General features: G+C 69.1%; 20 protein-coding genes. 8 read left to right on the forward strand and 12 right to left on the reverse strand.

The features are described from left to right. From lepB to pyrE, 5 genes are all read right to left on the reverse strand, one after another. Nucleotides 1–945 (reverse strand): signal peptidase I, encoded by a 945-nt coding sequence (gene lepB, locus LPN01_RS11015; protein ID WP_262828468.1) that lies wholly within the window; start codon nucleotides 943–945, stop codon nucleotides 1–3. Continuing rightward, complete coding sequence (gene acpS / locus LPN01_RS11020; protein ID WP_262828469.1) at nucleotides 942–1,352, reverse strand: holo-ACP synthase; 411 nt, start codon at nucleotides 1,350–1,352, stop codon at nucleotides 942–944. Before acpS ends, lepB begins: the two co-directional genes overlap by 4 nt. A gap of 105 nt (nucleotides 1,353–1,457) precedes the next feature. Further along, entirely contained in the window at nucleotides 1,458–2,189 is a 732-nt protein-coding gene (locus tag LPN01_RS11025) for a pyridoxine 5'-phosphate synthase (RefSeq protein ID WP_262828470.1), read from the reverse strand. Then, complete coding sequence (locus tag LPN01_RS11030; RefSeq protein ID WP_262828471.1) at nucleotides 2,186–3,169, reverse strand: serine hydrolase domain-containing protein; 984 nt, start codon at nucleotides 3,167–3,169, stop codon at nucleotides 2,186–2,188. Before LPN01_RS11030 ends, LPN01_RS11025 begins: the two co-directional genes overlap by 4 nt. After that, nucleotides 3,166–3,747: an orotate phosphoribosyltransferase gene (pyrE, locus tag LPN01_RS11035; protein WP_262828472.1), complete on the reverse strand. Its 582-nt coding sequence runs from the start codon at nucleotides 3,745–3,747 to the stop codon at nucleotides 3,166–3,168. Before pyrE ends, LPN01_RS11030 begins: the two co-directional genes overlap by 4 nt. A 207-nt stretch (nucleotides 3,748–3,954) precedes the next feature. Between pyrE and coxB the strand changes: the two genes are divergently transcribed. The 5 genes from coxB to LPN01_RS11060 all read left to right on the forward strand — a co-directional run bounded on the left by coxB (nucleotide 3,955) and on the right by LPN01_RS11060 (nucleotide 10,413). Then, on the forward strand, nucleotides 3,955–5,115 hold the full coding sequence (gene coxB, locus LPN01_RS11040; protein WP_262828473.1) for a cytochrome c oxidase subunit II: 1,161 nt from the start codon (nucleotides 3,955–3,957) through the stop codon (nucleotides 5,113–5,115). A gap of 1 nt (nucleotide 5,116) precedes the next feature. Then, on the forward strand, nucleotides 5,117–6,778 hold the full coding sequence (gene ctaD, locus LPN01_RS11045) for a cytochrome c oxidase subunit I (RefSeq protein ID WP_262828474.1): 1,662 nt from the start codon (nucleotides 5,117–5,119) through the stop codon (nucleotides 6,776–6,778). Between the two features lie 200 nt (nucleotides 6,779–6,978). Continuing rightward, nucleotides 6,979–8,682: a DUF1800 family protein gene (locus tag LPN01_RS11050; protein ID WP_262828475.1), complete on the forward strand. Its 1,704-nt coding sequence runs from the start codon at nucleotides 6,979–6,981 to the stop codon at nucleotides 8,680–8,682. Between the two features lie 5 nt (nucleotides 8,683–8,687). After that, entirely contained in the window at nucleotides 8,688–10,073 is a 1,386-nt protein-coding gene (locus LPN01_RS11055) for a DUF1501 domain-containing protein (protein WP_262828476.1), read from the forward strand. Between the two features lie 31 nt (nucleotides 10,074–10,104). After that, nucleotides 10,105–10,413, forward strand: coding sequence for a hypothetical protein (locus tag LPN01_RS11060; protein WP_262828477.1), 309 nt, complete (start codon nucleotides 10,105–10,107; stop codon nucleotides 10,411–10,413). 162 nt (nucleotides 10,414–10,575) lie between these two features. Here LPN01_RS11060 and LPN01_RS11065 read toward each other — a convergent pair whose 3' ends face one another. The 4 genes from LPN01_RS11065 to LPN01_RS11080 form a co-directional block, all read right to left on the reverse strand. Continuing rightward, nucleotides 10,576–11,055 (reverse strand): hypothetical protein, encoded by a 480-nt coding sequence (locus LPN01_RS11065; protein WP_262828478.1) that lies wholly within the window; start codon nucleotides 11,053–11,055, stop codon nucleotides 10,576–10,578. 61 nt (nucleotides 11,056–11,116) lie between these two features. Continuing rightward, complete coding sequence (locus LPN01_RS11070; RefSeq protein ID WP_262828479.1) at nucleotides 11,117–12,316, reverse strand: glycerophosphodiester phosphodiesterase family protein; 1,200 nt, start codon at nucleotides 12,314–12,316, stop codon at nucleotides 11,117–11,119. A 3-nt stretch (nucleotides 12,317–12,319) separates the two neighbouring features. Next, on the reverse strand, nucleotides 12,320–13,471 hold the full coding sequence (locus tag LPN01_RS11075) for a hypothetical protein (protein WP_262828480.1): 1,152 nt from the start codon (nucleotides 13,469–13,471) through the stop codon (nucleotides 12,320–12,322). Further along, the gene (locus tag LPN01_RS11080) at nucleotides 13,465–16,218 is read right to left on the reverse strand and encodes a TonB-dependent receptor (RefSeq protein ID WP_262828481.1); all 2,754 of its coding nucleotides are present in this window, start codon (nucleotides 16,216–16,218) and stop codon (nucleotides 13,465–13,467) included. The genes LPN01_RS11075 and LPN01_RS11080 overlap by 7 nt, the downstream gene beginning before the upstream one ends. A 191-nt stretch (nucleotides 16,219–16,409) precedes the next feature. On the opposite strand from LPN01_RS11080, the gene LPN01_RS11085 reads away from it, so the two are divergent. After that, complete coding sequence (locus LPN01_RS11085) at nucleotides 16,410–17,519, forward strand: ROK family transcriptional regulator (RefSeq protein ID WP_262828482.1); 1,110 nt, start codon at nucleotides 16,410–16,412, stop codon at nucleotides 17,517–17,519. A 246-nt stretch (nucleotides 17,520–17,765) separates the two neighbouring features. On the opposite strand, the gene LPN01_RS11090 is transcribed toward LPN01_RS11085, so the two are convergent. Then, nucleotides 17,766–17,996 carry a hypothetical protein gene (locus LPN01_RS11090; RefSeq protein WP_262828483.1) on the reverse strand — a complete coding sequence of 77 codons (231 nt, stop codon included), beginning with the start codon at nucleotides 17,994–17,996 and terminating at the stop codon, nucleotides 17,766–17,768. A gap of 96 nt (nucleotides 17,997–18,092) precedes the next feature. Here LPN01_RS11090 and LPN01_RS11095 point away from each other — a divergent pair, with 96 nt between their 5' ends. Then, on the forward strand, nucleotides 18,093–19,940 hold the full coding sequence (locus tag LPN01_RS11095; protein ID WP_262828484.1) for an ABCB family ABC transporter ATP-binding protein/permease: 1,848 nt from the start codon (nucleotides 18,093–18,095) through the stop codon (nucleotides 19,938–19,940). A 13-nt stretch (nucleotides 19,941–19,953) separates the two neighbouring features. Here LPN01_RS11095 and LPN01_RS11100 read toward each other — a convergent pair whose 3' ends face one another. Then, the gene (locus tag LPN01_RS11100) at nucleotides 19,954–20,610 is read right to left on the reverse strand and encodes an SdpI family protein (RefSeq protein WP_262828485.1); all 657 of its coding nucleotides are present in this window, start codon (nucleotides 20,608–20,610) and stop codon (nucleotides 19,954–19,956) included. Then, entirely contained in the window at nucleotides 20,607–20,885 is a 279-nt protein-coding gene (locus tag LPN01_RS11105; RefSeq protein WP_262828486.1) for a metalloregulator ArsR/SmtB family transcription factor, read from the reverse strand. Before LPN01_RS11105 ends, LPN01_RS11100 begins: the two co-directional genes overlap by 4 nt. A gap of 91 nt (nucleotides 20,886–20,976) precedes the next feature. Here LPN01_RS11105 and recQ point away from each other — a divergent pair, with 91 nt between their 5' ends. Beyond that, entirely contained in the window at nucleotides 20,977–22,770 is a 1,794-nt protein-coding gene (gene recQ, locus LPN01_RS11110; RefSeq protein WP_262828487.1) for a DNA helicase RecQ, read from the forward strand. Nucleotides 22,771–22,792 lie beyond the last annotated feature (22 nt).

Here is a 22,792-nt window from a genome sequence, read left to right on the forward strand (position 1 = left end):
TCATTTGCCCCCGGCGGGGTGCAACGACAGGCCGGCCCGGCCCGAGCGCAGCGATCCCCACCACGTCAGCGGGTTGAGCGTCGCATCGCCGTCGAGGCTGAAGGTCAGGAATTCCGCGCGACCGCCCAGATTCTCGTACGGCACCGGGCCGCCGAGCCCCAGTTGCGCGAGCGGGAAGCGGCTGTCCGCCGACCGGTCGCGATTGTCGCCCATGAGGAAGACGTGGTTCGCGGGAATGCGGACCGTGGCGAAATTGTCGCCGGGGCTGTCGGGTTCGAGGTCGACGGTGTCATAATGGCGCCCGTTGGGCAGCGTCTCGGTGACGATCGGCAGGTGGCAGACATAGCCGCCGCCGGGCGCGGGGCGCCGGGCCCCGTAATATTCGCTGTCGCTGCACGGGCTGTTGGTGTCGACCGGCAGGTCGACGTAATGCATCTCGCCGCGCGCGATCGGCTTGCCGTTCAGGATCACCGTCCCGCCCTGCACCGCCAGCGTGTCGCCGGGCAGGCCGATGACGCGCTTGATATAATCGTTGCGCGTCCCCGGCGGCGTCACGATCACCACGTCGCCGCGCGTCGGCAGGCTGCCGAACAGGCGGCCGTGGACGAACGGCAGGCCGACGCTCCAGCTGTCCTCGGGCTGGCGCAGCACCAGGCTCTTGAAGATCGCGACCGGATTGGGGATCGTCGGCGACACGAACGACCAGCCATAGGCGAATTTCGACACCACCAGCCGGTCGCCGATCCTGAGGCCGGGCAGCATCGATTCCGACGGGATGTAGAACGGCTTGGCGACGAAGCTGTGGAAGCCGAGCACGATCAGGATCAGCCAGAAGATGCCCTTGATCTCGCCCCACCAGTCGGTCCGCTTGGTCGCGGCCTGTGCCGGGGGTGGCGTGACCGCCGGCTCGGTGGGCTGATTGCCGTCCAACACCGCTTCCTTCATGCCTTGGGATCCGGAATCGCCTCGATTATCACGAAGGCCTGCGCCCAGGGATGATCGTCGGTCAGGGTCAAATGTACGCGGGCGACGTGGCCTTCGGGGATCATGGCGTCAAGCCGTTCCTTCGCGCCGCCGGTCAGCGCCAGCGTCGGCGCGCCCGAGGGGGCATTGACGACGCCGATGTCCTTCATGAACACGCCCGCCCGGAACCCGGTGCCGACCGCCTTCGAAAACGCCTCCTTGGCGGCGAAGCGCTTGGCCAGCGTGCCCGCACTGGTGTACGGCCGGCGGGCGGCCTTGGCGCGCTCGTGGTCGGTAAAGACGCGCCGTTCGAACCGCTCGCCGAACCGGTCGAGCGACGCCTGGATACGCACGATATTGCACAGGTCCGAGCCAAGACCGACGATCATGCGGCGGCTCCGGCCTGCCCGGCGGCGGAAGGATGCGCAGCGGACGGCCTCGCGCCGGACGCGGTCCGAAGCCCCCCTTCCCCTGCCGGCGCGGATCGGCGCGCCTTACCCACGCGCCGCGTCCATCTCCTCGCGCATCCGCCGCACCGCCTCGCCGAGCCCCACGAACAGCGCCTCGCCGACCAGGAAATGGCCGATGTTGAGCTCGCGGACCTGCGGGATCGCCGCGATCGGGCCGACGTTGTCGAAGGTCAGGCCATGGCCGGCATGCACCTCGATCCCGTTCTTTGCCGCCAGCGCGGCGGCATCCGACAGCCGGCGCAACTCCGCCGTGCGCGCGTCGCCGTCGATCTCGGCATAGCGGCCGGTGTGCAGTTCGATCACCGGCGCGCCCAGCCGGATCGCGGCGTCGATCTGCGCCGCCTCGGGCTCGACGAACAGCGACACGCGGATACCCGCATCGCGCAGGCGCGCGATCAGCGGCGCCAGCCGGTCGAACTGCCCCGCGGCGTCGAGCCCGCCTTCGGTCGTCACCTCCTCGCGCTTTTCCGGCACGATGCACGCCGCATGGGGGCGGTGGCGCAGCGCGATGCCCAGCATCTCGTCGGTCGCCGCCATTTCGAGGTTGAGCGGTATCGTCAGCGCCGCCGACAGCCGGGCGATGTCGTCGTCGGTGATATGGCGGCGATCCTCGCGCAGGTGCGCGGTGATCCCGTCCGCCCCCGCCGCCGCCGCGATCGAGGCGGCGCGCACGGGATCGGGATAGCCCGCCCCGCGCGCGTTCCTGACCGTGGCGACATGGTCGATGTTGACGCCGAGACGCAGAAAGTCGGTCATGCCATGTCCTTGCCGCACACCGCGGCGGAAAGCAGGTCGAAGGCGAAGCCCTTGCCCTGCCAGATCTCGCCGATGGGAAAATCGTCGGACGATCGGTTGGTGAAGACCACGACGACCATGTCGGCGTCGGGCAGGATGTAGTTGCGCGTCTGCACGCCGCCGATCTCGCCGTCGCGCTGGACGATGCGGACGGGCGCCGCGCATCCCGCGAGACGGCCGGGGAACACCCACGCCCCCAGCGCCTGATAACTGCCGCCGCCCTCCGGCGTCCACAACTCGGCGCGCAGCGGCGGGAGTAGCAGCATGCCGGTCATCAGCGCGCGGTCGAAGCGGAACACCGATCGCGCGGTGCCGGTCAGCCCGCCTGCGGCACCGAAGGCGGCGAGCCGGAACGCAGGCTCCGGCCGGCCGCCGACGAACCCCGGCACCCCGCGTGCCATGCCCCGCGCCATCGTCATGCCCGCCGGCCAGCCGCGCACGCCCCCCGTCGCGGCGGCGGCGACCAGATAGTCGCAATTGTTGTAGGCGAACGCGCTGCCCGGCACCGTCGGCCGCGACAGGCAATAGCCAAGGTCCGGCGCGGCGCGGGTGTAGAAGGCGGGCAGGCTGCCCGCCGCCGCCGGCGTGTCGTCGGGGTTGGCGAGCCCGCTGTGATGCGTCAGCAGCTGGCGCAGCGTGACCGCGAGCGTCGCGCCGCGCGGCCCGCCGGGGCGCGCGACGGGCGCGTCGAGGGCGGCGGGATGATCGCGCAGCAGCAGCGCGGCGGTGACCTGTTTGGTGATCGATGCCAGCCGCCAGCGCGCGCGCGGGTCGTGCATCGCGCCGCCGCCGGGCGACACCGTGCCATAGCCCTTCTCGACCAGCACCCGGTCGCCGCGCGCCACCAACAGGACGCCGGCGAGCCTGGCGCGGTCGGCGACCGCATCGACCCTCGCCGACAGGCCACCCGCGGCGGCGGCGAGGGCGAGGGAGAGGATCACGCCGCGCGACTGCCCGGCTTGATCGCCGGGATCGCCGCCAGTTCGGGCGGCACCGCATCCGCCGCATAGGTCGGCACGTCGATACGGATCAGCGGGAAGAAGGGTACGCCGAGGTCCACCGTCCCGCCCGAGCGATCGACCAGCGACGCTGCGGCGACGACGCGCCCGCCCGCCGCCTCGATCGCCCGGATCGCCTCGCGGCTCGACAGCCCGGTGGTGACGACGTCCTCCATCATCAGCACCTCGCGCGCCCGCGCCAGCCGGAAACCGCGACGCAGTTCGAAGGTGCCGGTCGGCCGCTCGACGAACATCGCCTCGACGCCGAGCGCGCGCGCCATCTCGTGCCCGGCGATGACGCCGCCCATCGCGGGCGAGACGACCGCGCCGATCCGCGCCTTCAGTTCCGCGGGGATCCGCGCCACCAGCGCCTCGGCGAGGCGGGCGCCACGCCGCGGGTCCATCAGCACGCGCGCGCATTGCAGGTAGCGCGAGCTGCGCAGGCCGGACGACAGGATGAAATGCCCCTCGAGCAGGGCATCGGCGGCACGGAATTCGGCCAGCACGTCGTCGTCGGTCATCGGCGGTCTCGCAGGATACGTCGGTCCGTGCGGCTCATAGGATCTCCGCCACCCGCCGCCAAGCCGGCCGCGTCGATAAACCGCAGCCCGGCGCTTGAGGCCGAGCCCCCCGGCGCGTATAGGCCATGGCAAAAGGGGTGCAGGCTTGCGCCCGAAACGGCCCGTTCGCCGGGCGGGCGAGGGAATCTGGACGGGGTGACGACACGCATGCGCATGAGGTTCAAGGGGATCGCACTGGCCACCGGCCTGGTGCTGGCGGGACTGGGAGCGACGGCGGATGCCGCGCAGACCCCGCCGGCCGCCACCGCCGCCGCACCGGCGCCGCAGGGCGCCGCGGCGCCGGCGGGCGCGTCGGCCACCGTGGCCGCGACGCCGCCCGCCGCCCCCAACTCGCCCGAACTGGCGATGGACGGCGCGCCGGCGATGGTCGCCAAAGCCGGGATCGGCCATCCGGTCGACGGCCGTATCGGCATCCAGCCGCAGGTGACGACGAACGGCCAGTTCGCGCACTGGTTTCACGATTCGATCCTGTTCCCGCTCATCACCGTCATCAGCGTGTTCGTGCTGCTGCTGCTGATCTACGTCGTCATCCGCTTCCGCAAGGCGGCGAATCCGGTGCCGTCGAAGACCAGCCACAACACCGCGATCGAGATCATCTGGACGCTCGCGCCGGTCATCATCCTGGTCCTGATCGCGGTGCCGTCGATCGGTCTGCTCCAGGCGCAGTTCAAGCCGGCGCCCGCCAATGCGATCACGCTGAAGGCGATCGGCAACCAATGGTATTGGTCGTATCAATATCCCGATAACGGCGGGTTCGAGATCACCGCCAACATGCTGAAGGAAAAGGACCAGGTCGGAAAGGGCGAACGGTTCCGCACCGACGCCGACGGTCCGCGCCTGCTCGCCGCCGACAACCGCATCGTGCTGCCGGTCGGCGTGCCGATCCGCCTCATCACCACGTCGCAGGACGTGATCCACAGCTGGGCGGTCCCGGCCTTCTGGATCAAGCTCGACGCGGTGCCGGGCCGCCTCAACGAGACGAGCTTCACGATCAAGGAACCGGGCCTGTACTTCGGCCAGTGTTCGGAACTGTGCGGCGCCCGCCACGCGTTCATGCCGATCGCGGTCGAGGCGGTCCCGCCGGCGCAGTTCGCCGCCTGGGTCCGCGCCAAGGGCGGCACGGTGCGCGCCGCCGGACCGAGCGACAAGGTGATCCCGCAGCCGGGCGCCGAAGGCTCCGCCGTCAAGCAGGCGGAGGGCAATGCGGTGGACGCCGCCACCGGCCCGACCGAGAATGCGACGATCGCAGCCCCCACTTCTTCGCAAGGTGCGACCGGCAATCCGGCCACCGGCAACGCGGGACAGTAAGATGACCGATACCGCCCTCCACCCCTCCGCATTCGTGGCGCACGACGACCATGCGCATGCGGATGCCGACCACAAGCCGGGCTTCTTCGCCCGCTGGTTCATGTCGACCAACCACAAGGACATCGGGACGCTCTACCTGATCTTCGCGATCATCGCGGGGATCATCGGCGGCGCGATTTCGGGCCTGATGCGCGCCGAACTCGCGCAGCCGGGCATCCAGTATCTCGTCGGCTGGGCGAACTTCCTGCCCGGCGGCGACGGCGGCCTCGACCATGCGCTGCACCTGTGGAACGTGCTCATCACCGCGCACGGCCTCATCATGGTGTTCTTCATGGTCATGCCGGCGATGATCGGCGGCTTCGGCAACTGGTTCGTGCCGATCATGATCGGCGCGCCCGACATGGCGTTCCCGCGGATGAACAACGTCAGCTTCTGGCTGCTCATCCCCGCCTTCTCGCTGCTGCTCGCCTCGCCGTTCTTCGGCGGTGCCGGCACCGGCTGGACGGTCTATGCGCCGCTGTCGACCTATGGCGAGCCCGGACCGTCGGTGGACATGGCGATCCTGTCGCTCCACCTCGCCGGCGCCTCGTCGATCCTCGGCGCGATCAACTTCATCACCACCATCTTCAACATGCGCGCGCCGGGCATGACGCTGCACAAGATGCCGCTGTTCGTGTGGTCGGTACTGGTCACCGCCTTCCTGTTGCTGCTCGCGCTGCCGGTGCTCGCCGCCGCCATCACGATGCTGCTGACCGACCGCAACTTCGGCACGACCTTCTTCGATCCCGCCGGCGGCGGCGATCCGATCCTGTACCAGCATCTGTTCTGGTTCTTCGGCCACCCCGAAGTGTACATCATGATCCTGCCGGGCTTCGGCATCGTCAGCCAGATCATCGCCACGTTCAGCCGCAAGCCCGTCTTCGGCTATCTCGGCATGGCCTATGCCATGGTCGCGATCGGCGTCGTCGGCTTCGTCGTGTGGGCACACCACATGTTCGTCACCGGCCTCAGCGTGAACGTGAAGATGTACTTCACCGCCGCGACGATGGTGATCGCGGTGCCGACCGGCATCAAGATCTTCAGCTGGATCGCGACGATGTGGGGCGGTTCGCTGACGTTCAAGACGCCGATGGTCTGGGCGATCGGCTTCATCTTCATGTTCACCGTCGGCGGCGTGACCGGCGTCGTGCTCGCCAACGGCGGTATCGACGACTACATGCAGGATACCTATTACGTGGTGGCGCACTTCCACTACGTGCTGTCGCTGGGTGCGGTGTTCGGCCTGTTCGCCGGCTTCTATTACTGGTTCCCGAAGATGTTCGGGAAGATGTACAACGAGGCCCTCGGCCAGGCGCACTTCTGGGTGTTCTTCCTGGGCGTGAACGTCATGTTCTTCCCGATGCATTTCCTGGGCCTGCAGGGCATGCCGCGTCGCTACCCGGACTATCCGGACGCCTATGCGACGTGGAACGCGATGGCGAGCCACGGCTATGAGATCATGGCCGCGGGCATGGTGATCTTCTTCGTCAACGTGGTCTATTCGCTGATCGCCGGGCCGAAGGCGCCCGACAATCCCTGGGGCGAAGGCGCGACGACGCTGGAGTGGACGCTGTCCTCGCCGCCGCCGTACCACCAGTTCGAGACGCTGCCGAAGATCGACTGACCGGCACGCCTTTCGCGAATCCCGACGCCCCGGAGGTCATCCTCCGGGGCGTTTTTCGTTGCCGCCCGCCGAACGCGGCAGCGACCGCGCCCGTCCGATCCGCGTTAACCTATGCCATTAAGATCGCGTGCTATAGGATGCTGCTATCCGGCACCCGTCGTGGAGGGGCGCCGGGCGCACCGGGTCGGGGGACTTGCACAGTGTTGGACGAAGCGTGGAGCGGCGCCGCGGCGCCTGCCGACGGCCTCGCGGAGGCAGCCGCCGTCACCGATCCGCTGAGGCTGGGCGGCGTCATCGCTCCTGCGCTGCTGCTGGCGGCGTGCGGTGGGGGCGGTGGTGGCGGTTCCGCCCCGCCCGTCGCGTCGCCACCGGTGGTGGTCGTGCCGGCCGCGATCACCCCCGCACAGGCCAGCCGCTTCCTCGCACAGGCATCGATGGGTGCGACGCGTGCGACGATCGATACGGTCGTCTCCCGCCGCTACGAAGGCTGGATCGACGACCAGTTCGCCCTGCCCCGCGCGACGTCGCACTGGGACTGGCTGGTCGCCAACGGCTATGCCGCCGCCGCCAACATCAACGCCGAAACCGGCTTCGACGCGACGCTGTGGCGGCAGATGATCGCCGAGCCCGACCAGTTGCGCCAGCGCGTCGGCATGGCGCTGCTCGACCTGCTCGTCGTCGGCATCGGCGGCGTCAACCTCAACTGGAAGCAGTTCGCCACCGCCGCCTATGTCGACGTGCTGCTCGACAATGCGTTCGGCAATTACCGCACGTTGCTCGACGCGATCACGACCAACGCGGCGATGGCGTCGTTCCTTACCTTCCTCGGCAATCGCAAGGCGAACGCGACCACCGGCGCGCAGCCCGACGAGAATTACGCGCGCGAACTGATGCAGCTGTTCACGCTCGGTCTCTACCAGCTCAACATGGACGGCAGCGTCAAGACGCTCGCCGGCGTGCCGCAGGAAACCTATACCCCCGCCGACGTCGCGGGGCTGGCGCGCGTGTTCACCGGGCTCAGCCTCGCGACGAACGTCAGCACGACGCCCGACCGCTATCGCCAGCCGCTGGTGATGAATGCCGCCCTGAACGAAACCGGCGCGGCGAGCTTCCTCGGCGCATCGACCAGCGGCGGCGGCATGGCGGCGGTGAAGGTCGCGCTCGACACCATCTTCGCGCATCCCAACCTGCCCCCCTTCGTCTCGCGGCAGCTGATCCAGCGCCTCGTCACCAGCAACCCCAGCCCCGCCTATGTCGGCCGCGTCGCCGCAATCTTCGCGGACAACGGCGCGGGCACGCGCGGCGACCTCAAGTCCGTCATCAGGGCGATCCTGCTCGATACCGAGGCGCGCAGCGACGCCGCGCTGACCGGCGCCACCGCGGGCAAGCTGCGCGAACCGGTGATGCGGCTGACCGGCTGGGCGCGGATGGCGAAGATCGCCTCGCCCGCCAACGCCTGGGCGTTCGGCGACACGTCGAGCCAGTCGACCCGGCTCGGCCAGTCGATGGGGCGCAGCGCCACCGTCTTCAACTTCTTCCGTCCGGCCTATTCTCCGCCCGCCACCGGGATCAGCAGCGCCGGCCTCGTCGCGCCCGAATTCCAGATCACCAACGAGCAGAGCGTCGTCGCCTACGTCAACTACATGCAGGGGCTGGTCGCGAACGGCACCGGCGACATGAAGCCCGACTATACCGACCTGATCGCCAAGGCGGCGGACAGCGCCGCGCTGGTCGACGAGGTCAATCTGGTCCTCGCCGCCGGCCAGCTCGGCACGGCGACCGTGACGGCGATCCGAACCGCGGTCGACAGCGTCAGCGCCACCGCGACCAACGGTCCGGTCAACCGCGTCGGCATCGCGGTGTTGCTGACGCTCGCCTCCCCCGATTTCCTGACGCAGCGGTGACCCAGATGGACGTGACCCGAGACGCCTCCCGGCGCGCCTTCCTCAAGCGCTCCGCCGCGCTTGGCATGGCGGGGGTCGCGGCGCCTTTCGTCACCAGCCTCGCCGCGATCGGCGAGGCCGCGGCGGCGACCGCGACCGACTACAAGGCGCTGGTCTGCGTCTTCCTCTACGGCGGCAACGATTATGCGAACACGCTGCCCGCCTATGACGCGGCGAGCTACGCGCAATATCAGGCGGCGCGCGCGAACATCGCGCTGACCCGCGAATCGCTCGCCGATACGCTGCTGACGCCGACGATCGGGCTGCCCGGCGGGCGCCAATATGCGCTGGCGCCGACGATGGCGCCGCTGCTGCCGCTGTTCGACCAAGGCAGGCTGGCGGTCGCGCTCAACGTCGGCACGCTCGTGCAGCCGACGACCAAGACGCAATATCAGCAGAATGCGGTGCGGCTGCCGCCCAAATTGTTCAGCCACAACGACCAGCAGAGCTATTTCCAGGCCTCCAACCCGGAGGGCGCGACCTCGGGCTGGGGCGGCCGGATCGGCGACCTGTTCCAGGCGGGCAACGGCGCCGCGACGCTCACCTGCATCAACGCGAGCGGCAATGCCGTGTACCTGACCGGGACGTCGGCGGTGCAATATGCGATCGGCACCGGCGGCCCGATCCCGCTCATCAACAATGCGACGTCGCTGTATGGATCGACGACCGCGGCGACGACGCTGCGCAGCCTGATGACGGGCGGCAACGCCAACCTGCTGGCGGGGGAGCACGCACGGGTCAGCAAGCGCGCGCTCGATACCTATGCGCAGGTCAGCGGCGCGCTCGGCGGCGCGCCCGCGGCGAACTTCCCGCTGTTCCCGACCGGCAACGGCCTCGCCGACCAGCTCAAGATGGTCGCCCGGCTGATCTCCGTCTCGTCCGAACTGGGCGCCAGGCGTCAGGTGTTCTTCGTCTCGCTCGGCGGGTTCGACCTGCACGACAATCTCGTCGCGCAGCATCCCGGGCTGGTCGGCCGCGTGGCGGCGGCGATGCGCGCCTTCTACGATACCACGGTCGCGCTCGGCGTCGCCGACAAGGTGACGAGCTTCACCGCGTCCGATTTCGGCCGGACGCTGCAATCGAACGACGACGGGTCGGACCATGGCTGGGGCAGCCATCATTTCGTCATGGGCGGCGCGGTGCGCGGCCAGCGGTTCTACGGGGCGCCGCCGGCACTGGGCAACAACACCGCCGACGACGTCGGACAGGGTCGGCTGCTGCCGACGACCTCGGTCGATCAATATGCGGCGACGCTGGCCAGCTGGTTCGGCGTCGGCAACGGCGCCATGACGACGGTCCTGCCCAACATGGGCAATTACAACCCGTCGAGCTGGAACCTCGGCTTCGTCTGACCGCGCTGGCGTCACAAGGTCGCGCGCGAGCATGCCGGCAAGGGCGGGGCAGGACGGGTTCGCGATCGCGATGCCGGCGCGGTGCGACACGTCGGGTGCCGAGAGCGAGTACTGCCGGTTCGGGTTCGAGATCGGCTGGATCGCCGAGCGCGATGAACTGCCGGACTTCGCGCCGGCGATCGAACGGGCGACGACAGGCGCGCCGTTGCTGCGGATGCGACGCCGCGCCGACGGCACCGTCCCTCGCGACCCCGTCGACCGCCCCTGCGCCGGAACACCTCGTCGGGAGGCGCCGGTACCGACCTCGGGCACGACCCTGCCGGGCACCGGCACGAGGTGACGCAGTCCGGCCCTGGCGGGCAGCGGGAAGGGTCGCGGGTCGTCGGCGCATGTCAGGCTGCGGGATTGGGGAGCGCTACTGGCACGGTGCGGGGGTGGACGGACCGGTGGTGTGGTACGATGGCGCCGGGAGCGGGCAGCGCCGCTGGCTGGGCGCGGATGATCACGGCTCGGGCGGCGGTGACGGCGGAGCCAGCGGTATCGTCAGCAAGGTGTCGTTATCGCCCGGTTGGTCGATCACCAGATCGCCGCTCGGCCTGTAGCCGTGGTCCGTGAGAAAGCGTTGCAGATTGCCGTCGAAAGGGGTCGGCGTCAGACCCTGGTCTCCCAGGGCGGCGACAAGTTTACACCCGCGCTCACAGACGATCTGCGCTTCCCGGATCGCTGGGAATTGCTTGACGAGGGCGGCGGTCAGATCCTCCGGCCTTCCGGATCGAAGGTCGGCCGCCGGCGGCAAAGGCGGTACCGTCGCAGGCGGCGACGGCGCCGGCGATGCGCCGGTCGTGACGATGCGGACATCCCCCTGCCCGGACGGCGCGTCGGCCCCGGTTCGGATCGAGCTGGCAGCGATAACTGCAAGGCCGGCGAGAAGGGCAGCCGCCGCGAAGCCGGTCAGGGCGCGGGGAGTTGGTTCGAACGGCATCGATCGCTTCCTTGGTCCGTGCATGGACGAGCCGGGTCCGGCGGCTCGCCCATGCCCGCCGTCAATTGCTGATGACGCTGGTGTTCCGTCGCCCCTGGCTGCGCAGCGTGGAGATCGCGGTCATGGGATCATCCGTGATGACATAGGAGAAGCTGCCGCTGGCCACGCTCGTGATCCAGTTCAGGTTTTCGCGATTGTCGTAGGTTTCCTGCCCCCAGCCATGCTGGGATTTCCACAGCCAGTAGCGAGGATCGGTGCAGCAATGTCCGTCCGCCGCGAAATAGCTGTTATATCGCGTTTCCGGCACCGGCTGATACGCGCCCAATACCTTCACGTTCGTCTGGGTCGTGCGCATGGCGTAATAGGAATTTATGATATTGTTGAGCGGATAGGACAGGGAGTTGTCATATTGCTTGAGGCGCACCTCGGTCGCATAGACATAGTCCTTCGCGTAATAGGACCGCCAATTGGCCAGCGAATTCCCGGGGCCGCCGCTTGCATCGATGAAGTCGGCGCCGAACACCGGGATCAGGCGGAAACGACCGCCTTCGGTGCCGGGATTGAAGAAGCCCTTTTGCTCGAATGACGCCGCGTCGTTGCCGATGGCACTGACCGGCATCTTGAAATAGACCCAGCGCTCTGCCGGCGTGCCCCACGCGTTGCGGTATCCCTTCACGATATCCCACGCCACCTTGGCGGCCGGGACGTCCTTGACGTCCAGCAGGAGGATCATCGACAGCCGCTTGTCCCGGATGGCGCTCAGGATGTCGTGCAACCTGGTAAAACGGCTGTCGCTGTAGCCCGAGAGATTGGGATAGCGCAGGTGCAGGTTCCAGTCCTGGCCGGGGAAGGCATCGATATTGGGGTTGTATCCGGCGTGGGTATACGGGTCGTATGGCTGCCCGTTCACCGCCGTATAGGCATTGGTGGTGCGGCCCAGATTGGTGTCGTGAAGAACGACCGCATTGCCTATGCTGTCCAGCCGGATGTCGATTTCGGAACATTCGATACCGTTCGCGGCAGCGGCCTCGATCGCCGCAACCGAGTTTTCAGGGATGTTGCGCAGCCAGTCGGCATGCGAGTTCGTCCCCACCGCGGTCCCATGCAGCCCGCGATGCGCGCACACGATCGTCATGTCCCTGTGCGCGCTTTTCAGCAGGTTGCCGATCTTGTCCGTGTTGTAAGTCTGCGCCGCTGCCGGCGTGGCGGCGACCATGGTCAGCAGCAGCATGGCGGCGAGTCTTTTCGTGCGTATGTCCATCGTTCAATCCTTCGCTGCGGAATTGGGGAGGCCATGCGGTGCCTGCCCGGCGATAGCGGCCGGCTCCGGCACGAAGACCGAAGGAGGCGGGGCCGGTACGTCGGCCGGGGACAGCAGCGATCCCGTGTCGGGATCGTAGCGGAAGACTTCGGTGACGGTGCCGGTGACCACGCGCAGGATCCCGGGATCGTCGGTCACGCGGATCGGGACCGGCGCGGCGCCGGGGCACGCGACCAGCGCACCGGTGTCGAAGCCGGTGCCGCCCGCGGGGCGGACACGGCAGGGCGCCTCGCCGGGGCGGCCGATTTCCAGCCACCCTTCCGGGGTTATCCGATGGCTGTAGACGCCACGACCGTCGGGGCCGATCGTCGTGAAGGTCGCACCGCGATCGAACCGGCGATCGGCGACCGCCAGCCCCTTCACGCCGACGATGTTGTGCGTCAGCAGCCCGTCGTCGCCGATATAATAATGGCCGATCTGCGTGCCGGTGTCGTCCGGCCAGCGCAGGTGCATATGCACGTGGGGCGGCGCATCGCCATGGCCGTGCGGGGCATTCGTGTCGAACCCCATGATCTGGATCCGCCCCAGCCCGCCACGCGCCACCGCCTCGCCCAGGCCAAGCCGGCGCACGACCTCGCGCTGGGCGAATTCCAGGTTGTCCGCCGCACGGCGTTGCAGCACCGGGAACGGGCCGCTCGCATAGGGGCCGGCACGACGCGCCGGATCGGCATGTTCGAAGCGCAGCACCATGCCCGGCTCCACGATATGCGTCGCGACCTCCGCCGCGGTGACCGCGTCGGCGGTCACGGGCGGCAGCGCGACGACCAGTCCCCCCGCCCGTGCGCGGAACGGCACGTCGCCGCCTTCGAGCAGCACCCGGCGGATCGCAGCCGGGGGGCCGAAAAACGCCAGCTCGAGCGAGCGCCGCCGCGGCACGTCGAGCGCGACGACCGTCTCGCGCGCATTGTCCGCGTTGAACAGCGGCACGGTGACCGGTGCGCAGGCGGGGCAGGAGGCGGGATCGAAGCGCATCGCCGGCCCGGCGCCGCGCCTGACGAATTTGAGGACGACGCGCACGCGATCCGCATCGGTGTCGGCGGCCGGCGTCGGCACGGCGGACGCCAGCAGCAGCGCGACCGCCAGGCCCCTCACCATTGCGGCTTCCACGACAGTCCCAGCCAGAGGGTGCGGCCGACGGGAAAATAATAGTTCACATAGCGCCGCCGGACGCCCTGGCGGACGACGAAGGGTTCCGTGGTCAGGTTCTGCACCTGCCCGACCAGTTCCAGTCCGTGGCGGACGGTGAACCGTGCCTGCATGTCGATCTGCTGGCGCGGCTCCTGGTACAGGTCGCGCGTCGGCGTATCGCCGTCCGCCGACTGCAGCGCGCGCCCGATCCGATTGTACGAGGCGCGCAGCTCGAACGGCCCCGTCGCATAGAAGACGGTGGCGTTGGCGATATAGGCGGGTTGCTGGATCAGCCCGCTCGTGCGGCGCGTCGCCGGCAAACCGGATGCGACGCCGGCACCGCTCACCGGCTGGCCGTACGACCCGTCGAGCAGCGTGACATTGGCGTTGACGCCCAGCCCCGGCACCAACGGGATGCGATCCAGCGTGTAGCCGACCTCCAGCCCCCTGACGCGCGCGCCGGCCGCGTTGCGCGGCGTGCTGACGAAGACGTTCTGGTAGGTGACGCCCTGGAACGTCGTCGCCGGTCCCTGCTGGCTGCTGGTGAAGATTTCGTTGCGGATGTCCTTCACGAAGCCGGCGACGGAGATCATGCCGGCCGGCAGATACCATTCGTAGGACAGGTCGTAGTTCCACGCCTCGCGCGGCTTCAGGTCGGGATTGCCGGTGTTGATCGTCAGCACGCCGTCGCTGCCGACGCCGAACGACGTGCGCGCGGCATATTGGCTGTAGTCCGGGCGGCCGATGGTCTTCGACACCCCCGCGCGAAGCCGCATACCGTCGCCAAGTTGATAGGTGGCGAGCGCCGACGGCAGCCAATAGCCGTAGCCGGTGGTCCGGCGCACCGGCTGATAGGCGGTCGTACCGCGCACCGTCGGTGCCTGGTTGGTATCGATGACGAGGTCGGTGCGGTCGTAGCGCAGCCCGGCCTGTACGTCGAAGCGGTCGGCGCGGAACAGCGCCTGCGCGTAGGCCGCCTTCGTCGTCTCGAGATCGCTGAAGTCGTCGGCGGCGTTGTTGGCGATCTGGTTGGTGGTGATGAACGATGCGCGGTTGGCCTCGAACCGCTGCCATGCCTTGCCGCGATCGAGCAGCAGATACGGGACGCCCGGCGTCAGGTAGGTCGCGGGACGCTGGTCGTAGACGATCCGGCGCATCGTGCCGATCGCGCTCAGGGCGGCGGCACTGGCGGAGACATATTCGACGTAGCGCTGGTCGTACGAGAGGTCGGTGCGCGTCGCCGCCGCGCCGACGTTGATGCCCGGCCCGCGATCGCCGGCCCCGGCATTGATCCCGAGATTGACCCTGGCGAAGTCGACCGTCGAATCGAGATCGCGATGGATGTCGCGATAGTAGAGCGCGCGGTAGCTGTCGGGATTGATCGCTGCCGCCTCGTCGTTCAACGTCAGGCGCGGGCGACCGTCGACCAGCCGATAGGCATAGCCGAACTGCGGCAGGAACCCCGCCGACGACGTGCCCGGCTGGGGGTTGCTGTCGTATTTTATCATCTCGCGCACTTCGCGATATTCGGCCTTCGAACGGGCCAGCGTCGTGTCGAGCACCACGCCGTCGCCGAAGTCGTGCCGCCCCCTGGCATCGATCAGCCAGGTGTCACGCGCCACCGGCTGGTAGGTGAGACCATGCTGCATGAACCCCCGCGCGAACCGTCCGCTGGTCGCGGTCACGTCGGTTGGTGCCCCCGTCGGCTGGGTCAGCACCTCGTACCGGGTCTCGGTATCCTTGTCGTGGTAATAGCCCCCGAACAGCGACATCTCGGTCGCGTCGTCGGGGCGCCATTCCAGCTTCAGGTTGCCGCTGAGCCGGGTGCGCATGTTCTCGAAGAAATAATCCTGGTTGCGGATCGGCACGAGCGGGCCGGTCGACAGGTTGGGGAAGGGCGTGCGCGCGCCCGCCGCGGTGAAATAGGTCCAGCCCGCGGCGTTGGTGTCGCCGGGCAGCTCCGCACGGGCGGTGGAGGGCAGGCGCTGATATTCGACCGACGCGACGATGCCGAAGTCGCGGTTCGCACCGAAGCGCATCGCGCCGGTCGCATCGGCGCGGACCGACGCGCCACCGCTGCGGATCAGCTTGCCCGCGGTGTCGTTGTCGCCGCCATTGGCGTTGACCACGAAGACGCGGTCGCCGCGTCCGTCGAACGCGCTCTTGGACACGATGTTGATCTGTCCGCCCAGGGCATGCGGGTCGTAGTGCGCCGTGACGCTCTTGATCGCCTCGATCCGCGCGACGAGCGAGGAGGGCAGCATGTCGAGCCGTGCGCCGCGGAACACCCAGTCGGGCGAGGCGAGCGGGATGCCGTCGATCGTCACCAGATTGTATTTGGGATCGAGGCCGCGAATGGTCGCGCGCTGGTAGATGTCGCGGTTCTTGGTCGGATCGGCGCCGCCCACAACCGACACGCCGGTGATCCGCCGGCTCGCCTCGACGATGTTCAGATCCGGAAGCCGCCCGACATCGTCCTGCGATACCGCGTCGAGGATCACCGCCGCGTCACGCTTGGCCCTGGTCGCGGAGCGTTGCGAGGCGCGAAAGCCGGTGACGACGATGTCCCCGCCCTGATCCGCATTCTGGTCCGCGCCCTGACCCCCGTCCTGACCTGCGTCCCGAACCCCGCCCTGCTCCCCGCCCGCCGGACCGCCGGCGTGCGCCACGGGGCCGGGCCGGGCCGTCTGGTCCGCCTGGGCCGTTGCGGCCATCGGCATGCCTGTCAGCATCGTACTGGCCATCACGGCCGCCGACCGGCGTATCGTCGCCATCCTCGTCATTTCGATTCCCCTTCGGACGACGGATATATATCATCTTGTATGAAACTAATATGTCAATCGATTGCAGCGGTGGTTTGGATGCGCGATGACAGCTAGGGTGTTGAAGAAGGCGGATATCGTGCATGGTTGATGTGTCGGTCCGGGCCCGCCGGATCCTGGGTATGGTCCGCCAGCATGGCAGCGTGTCGCGAGCGATCCTGATTCGCGAAAGCGGCCTGTCGGGTACGGCGGTGTTCCGCGCGACGGAGGAACTGGAGGCGGCGGGGCTGGTGCGCGCCGGCGTCCCGGTCGTCTCCGGGCCGGGCCAACCCAGCACGTCGATCCATATTGAGCCCGATGCCGCCTTCAGCCTGGGACTGTCGGTCATGACCGATCGCGCCGACGTCGTGCTGCTCGACATGGCGGGGCAGGTCCGCGCCCGGCGCGAGGTGACGCTGCCCGGCATGCCGCGCGTCGCGATGCTCGATGCCGCCGTCGACTTCGGCCGCGACGCGCTCGCGCGGCTGGGGATCGACCGGCGGAGGCTGCGCGGACTGGGCGTGGCGGTGGCGGGCTATTTCGTCGATCCGGGGACGGTCAATCCCGCCCCCGAGCTCGAGGAATGGGCGATGATCGATCTCGACGATGCGATCGCGCGTCATCTGGCGATGCCGGTCGTCGTCGAGAACATCGCCAACGCGGCCGCGCTCGGCGAACGCCTGCTCGGTATCGGTGCGCGCTTCGAAAGCTTCTGTTACGTCAACGTCGCGGCCGGGTTCGGTGCGGGCATCGTTGTCGACGGTGCGCTGATGCGCGGGCGTCACGGCAATGCCGGCGAGATCGGCGGACTGTTCCTGTCCACCGGCCGCGTCACGCCCAACCTCGCGACGCTGTACCATTGCCTGAGCCGTCACGGCGTCCGCTGCGACGGCATTTCCGACATGGTGGCGCGCTTCGATCCCGACTGGCCCGGCGTGGATGCCTGGCTCGCCGCACACCAGCCGTCCTTTTCCTATCTGTTCGGCGCGCTGCGCTTCACGCTGGATTGCGAGGCGGTGATCCTTGGGGGCCGGCTGCCCCGCGCGCTGGCGCAGCGGATCGTCGATGCCATCGACTGGCCGGAAAACCACTGGCCGATCCGGCGCGATCGTCGCGCCCCGTCCACCGTCACGGCAGTGGCCGGACTCGACCCCGAGCTGTCCGGGCCGCTCGGTGCGGCGGCGCTGGTCTTTCACCGGACGCTGTTCGACTGACACGGGAGACGGGAAACGTCGCCGGACAGGCCGCCGCAGTGACGCCGGACTTACCCGCCATCAGCTGCGAGCGCGGCGACGACGCGAGCCGACATTCGGCTGGCTCCACCGCTCGCCGCCGCTCATCGAGGGATATGCCGCCCGCGCAGCACGCCGATCGTGCCGTCGAACGGGTTCTGCGAAGACGCTCAGCCTATTGTCGACCGATCGCGCCTGTTCCAATACTCCGGGCGGTCGCCGACCTTGTCAGAGCGCGCGGGCGCGCGGCGTGGCCGCAGCGATCTGCGCACCCGCGGTTCGGCACGCGGCACCGATCATCGGATAGGGAACGTCGGTGTTGCGCGCCAGCTGGTCCGGCAGCGCCGCACGGCATTGCGCCATCGACGCATAATGCGTGGGGACGATGCGTGCCTCGGTGCACTGGACGTTGCCGTCCGCGCAGCCCATGATCGCCATGACGTAGAACAGCGGTTCCATCAGCGCCTCACTCTCTGCGGGTAAAATCCGCGGGCGTCGCTTTATGTTCCGCCGCGTCGCTTTCGCGCAGCGGGGGTCGCGCCTACATAGGCGGCAATGCCCCCCCTCGATCCGACCAACCAGACCCCGGCCGACCAGCCGCTGCTGCCGACCCTGCGGCGGTTCCTGCCCTATCTGTGGCCGGCGGGCGAGGCGCGGCTGAAGGCGCGGATCGTCGGCGCGATGACGCTGGTCGTCGCCAGCAAGCTGGTGCAGGTGTTCGGCGCGTCCTACACGCTGAAATATGCGGTCGACCGGATGAGCGTCGGCGACCGCGGGCTGGCGACGATCGTCATCCTGCTGGTCGTCGGCTATGCGGCGTCGCGCTTTTCGACGACGCTGTTCGACAATGCCCGCAACGCGGTGTTCGAACGGGTCGGACAGGATGCGACGCGGCGGCTCGCCGCCAACGTGTTTCGCCACCTGCACGGCCTGTCGCTGCGCTTCCATCTGGAACGGCGCACCGGGGCGGTGACCAAGGTGGTCGAGCGCGGCACCAAGAGCATCGACACGATGCTGTATTTCCTGCTGTTCAACATCGCGCCGACGGTGCTGGAGCTGACGCTGGTGCTCGGCATCTTCTGGCACAGCTTCGGCTGGCCGCTGGTCGCGGCGACGGTGGCGATGGTCGCGGTCTACATCCTGTTCACGCAGAAGGTCACCGACTGGCGCAACGCGTTGCGCGCGCGGATGAACGACCTCGATACCGGCGCGGTCGCGCATGCGGTCGATTCGCTGCTCAATTTCGAGACGGTGAAGTATTTCGGCGCCGAGGAGCGCGAGGCGCGCCGCTACGACGCCGCGATCTCCGCCTATGCCGCCGCCGCGACCAAGTCGGAAAACAGCCTGGCGTGGCTCAACGTCGGACAGGCGCTCATCACCAACCTGATGCTCGGCGCGGGCATGGCCTATGTCGCCTGGGGGTGGAGCCAGAGCCGCTTCTCGGCGGGCGACGTGGTGTTCGTGTCGACGTTGCTGTCGCAGCTGTTCCGGCCGCTCGACCTGCTCGGCATGGTCTATCGCACCATCCGCCAGGGGGTGATCGACATGGCGAGCATGTTCGCGCTGATCGACACGCCCGCGGAAGTGACCGACGCCCCCGGCGCGACGCCGCTGGCGATCGGACGGGGCCATGTCCGCTTCGAGGGCGTGCGCTTCGGCTACGATGCCGACCGCACGATCCTCGAACACCTCGACCTCGACGTGCCCGCGGGCACCACGCTCGCCGTCGTCGGCCCGTCGGGCGCGGGCAAGTCGACGCTCGCACGGCTGATGTACCGGTTCTACGACGTCGGCGCCGGACGGATCACGATCGACGGACAGGACATCCGGGCGGTGACGCAGGCGTCGCTGCGCGCGGCGATCGGCATCGTGCCGCAGGACACGGTGCTGTTCAACGACACGATCGGCTACAACATCGCCTATGGCCGCGAAGGCGCGGGGCGGCCCGAGATCGAGGCGGCGGCGGCGGGCGCGTCGATATCCGGCTTCATCACCCGCCAGTCCGATGGCTACGACACGCGCGTCGGCGAACGCGGCCTGAAGCTGTCGGGCGGCGAGAAACAGCGCGTCGCGATCGCGCGGACCCTGCTCAAGAACCCGCCGATCCTGATCCTCGACGAGGCGACGAGCGCGCTCGACAGCCGGACCGAGGGCGAGATCCTCGACACGCTGAAGGCGATCGAGCGCGGCCGCACCACGATCGTGATCGCCCACCGGCTGTCGACGGTGGTGCACGCCGACCAGATCGTCGTGCTCGACGGCGGCCGCGTCGCCGAACGCGGCACGCATGCGGAGCTGCTGCGCCGCGGCGGCCTGTACGCGGAGATGTGGGCGCGGCAGGCACAGGAACGCGACGATGCCGACGTCGCGGGCGCCGGCGAGGGCGCGCTGGCGGCGGAGTGAACGCCTGCGCGGTTCATCCCGCCCGGTGGCGGCGCCAGTACCAGAAGGAATAGAGGATCGGCAGCACCGCGGCGACCAGGATGGCGACGACGAACAGCGCCATCCGGCCATGGGGGCCGAGCGGCAGCACCGCGGCAGCGGCGACCAGCAGCCCACCGAGGATCATCGTGCGCGCGCCGAAGCGATGCGTCGCGATCCAGTTTTCGGGATCGGTCAGCGTCCAGGGCGTGCGGATGCCGACGAAGAACCCCGGCCGCGATTTGGGGAGGACGTTGCCGATCACGATCAGCAATACGCCGACCATCATCATCGGCAGCAGCGCGGGCAATCGCCAGCCGAAGGCGGGTGCGGCGACCTTCGCCTCGATCACCACCATCAGCACCAGCAGACCCGCCCAGGCCGCGTGCAGCACCGGCGCACCGGCATCGCGCCGCGCGCGATCGGGTTCGAGCGCCGGCACCAGCGCGCAGACGAGCGCGACGACCGCGGTGATCGCCACTCCGACGAACAGCGCCATCGCCGCGGGCATCCGCCCGTCGATCTCGCCCGCCGCATTCCAGTGCGTCGGCAGCGTCGCGCCGGCGGGCAGCCGCCCCAGCGCGACCGCGGCCAGCACGGCCAACGCCAGCACCGTCGCCACCGATGCCCCGATCAATCCGCGACGCGTCATCCCTCGTCTCCCTCTCCGCCGACCTTCAGCCGGCCCATGAACCCCATCATCACCTCTTCCAGCGCGGAGAGGTTGAGCGTGTAGACCGTGCTGGTGCCGCGGGTTTCGCCCTGGATCAGCCCCGCCGCGCGCAATCGCGCGAAATGTCCGGACATCGTCGGCTTCGACACGTCGAACGCCGCCGCCAGATCGCCCGCGGTCATGCCCCCCCGCCTGAGCAGTTCGAGGATGCGGCGGCGGGTGGGATGCGCCAGGGCGTCGAACACCTTGTCCATGCCATCTTGTTAGCATGAAGGCTAATTAGCGTCAAGGCTAAACGCCGCTATCGCCTCGACGCTGCGGTGACGCGCGCCTACATGGGCGGCGATGATCCCCGATCCCCAGCGTCCCGATCCCCTGCCCACCCTGTCGCGCGTCTTCGGCTTTCCCGCGTTCCGGGGGGTGCAGGCGGATGTCGTCGCGCGCGTGCTGGCAGGCGAGCGGACGCTGGGCGTGATGCCGACCGGAGCGGGCAAGTCGCTGTGCTACCAATTGCCGTCGGTGATGCTGGAGGGGACGTGCGTCGTCGTCTCGCCCCTGATCGCGCTGATGCACGACCAGCTGCGTGCGGCCGAGGCGGTCGGCATCCGCGCCGCGACACTGACCAGCGCCGACCAGAATCGCGCCGAATCGATCGCCCGCTTCCGCGCCGGCGAACTCGACCTGCTCTACATCGCCCCCGAACGGGCCTCGACCGGCCATTTCCGCGAGCTGCTCGCCAGCGCGCCGCTCAGCCTGTTCGCGATCGACGAGGCGCATTGCGTCAGCGAATGGGGCCACGACTTCCGCCCCGACTATCGCCTGCTGGCGCCGCTGATGGACGCGTTCCCGCAGGTGCCGCGGCTGGCGCTGACCGCGACCGCGGATGCGCACACCCGCAGCGACATCCTGCAACAGCTCGGCATTCCGCAGGACGGACTGATCGTCTCCGGCTTCGACCGGCCCAACATCCGCTATGCGATCAGCCCCAAGGCGAACACGACGAAGCAGATCGCCGACGTCATCGCCGCGACGCCGGGGCCGGGCATCGTCTATGCGCAGACCCGCGCCGCGACCGAGAAGCTGGCCGAGGCGCTGGGCCGCACCGGCCGGCCGACGCGCGCCTATCACGCCGGCCTCGACCCGCACGTCCGCCAGAAGAACCAGGCGGATTTCGTCGCGTCGGAAGACATGGTGATCTGTGCCACGGTCGCATTCGGGATGGGGATCGACAAGCCCGACGTCCGCTTCGTCGCGCATGCCGGGCTGCCGAAATCGATCGAGGCCTATTATCAGGAAACCGGGCGGGCGGGCCGCGACGGCGATCCGGCCGCGGCGCACCTGTTCTGGGGCGCCGAGGATTTCGCCCGCGCCCGCCAGCGGATCGGCGAGGTCGAGCCCGACCGGCAGGCGGGCGAGCGGACCCGCCTCGCCGCGCTGGGCGCGCTGGTCGAGACCGCGGGCTGCCGGCGGCGCATCCTGCTCAAGCATTTCGGCGAGGACCGGCACGAGGATTGCGGCAATTGCGACAATTGCCTCGGCTCCCCCGACGCGGTCGACGCGACGCAGACCGCGTGCAAGTTCCTGTCCGCCGTGTTCCGCACCGGGCAGATGTTCGGCGTCGGCTATGTCGAACAGGTGCTGCTGGGCCAGTCGACCGACCGCAGCGTCGATCGCGGCCACGAATCGCTGTCGGTATGGGGCATCGTCGACGGCGAGGAGGCGGCGCTCATCAAGCCGGTCGCGCGCGCGCTGCTGTTGCGCGACGCGCTGCGCACCAACGCGCACGGCGGCCTCGAATTCGGGCCCGGCGCGCGGCCGATCCTGAAGGAGGGGGCGCGGGTGATGCTGGTGGTGCCGCCCAAGCCCGCCCGCGGGCGCCGGCGCGATGCCGGCGTGGCGACCAACCCGGCGGACAATCCGCTGTTCGAGGCGCTGCGCGAATGCCGGCGCGATCTCGCCAAGAGCGCGGGCGTGCCGCCCTATGTCATCTTCCACGATTCGGTGCTGCGCGAGATGGCGGCGCAGCGCCCCGCCGGGCGCGCCGAGCTGATGCACCTGTCGGGCATCGGCGCGCGCAAGCTCGACGCCTATGGCGATGCGTTTCTCGCGGTGATCCGGAGCGCCGCCGAAAACGGCTGACGCGCTTCGGTCGATCGCGTAA

Origin of the sequence: Sphingomonas sp. A2-49 (genome assembly GCF_025548555.1) — a bacterium.
In the GTDB taxonomy this organism is placed as follows: domain Bacteria; phylum Pseudomonadota; class Alphaproteobacteria; order Sphingomonadales; family Sphingomonadaceae; genus Sphingomonas.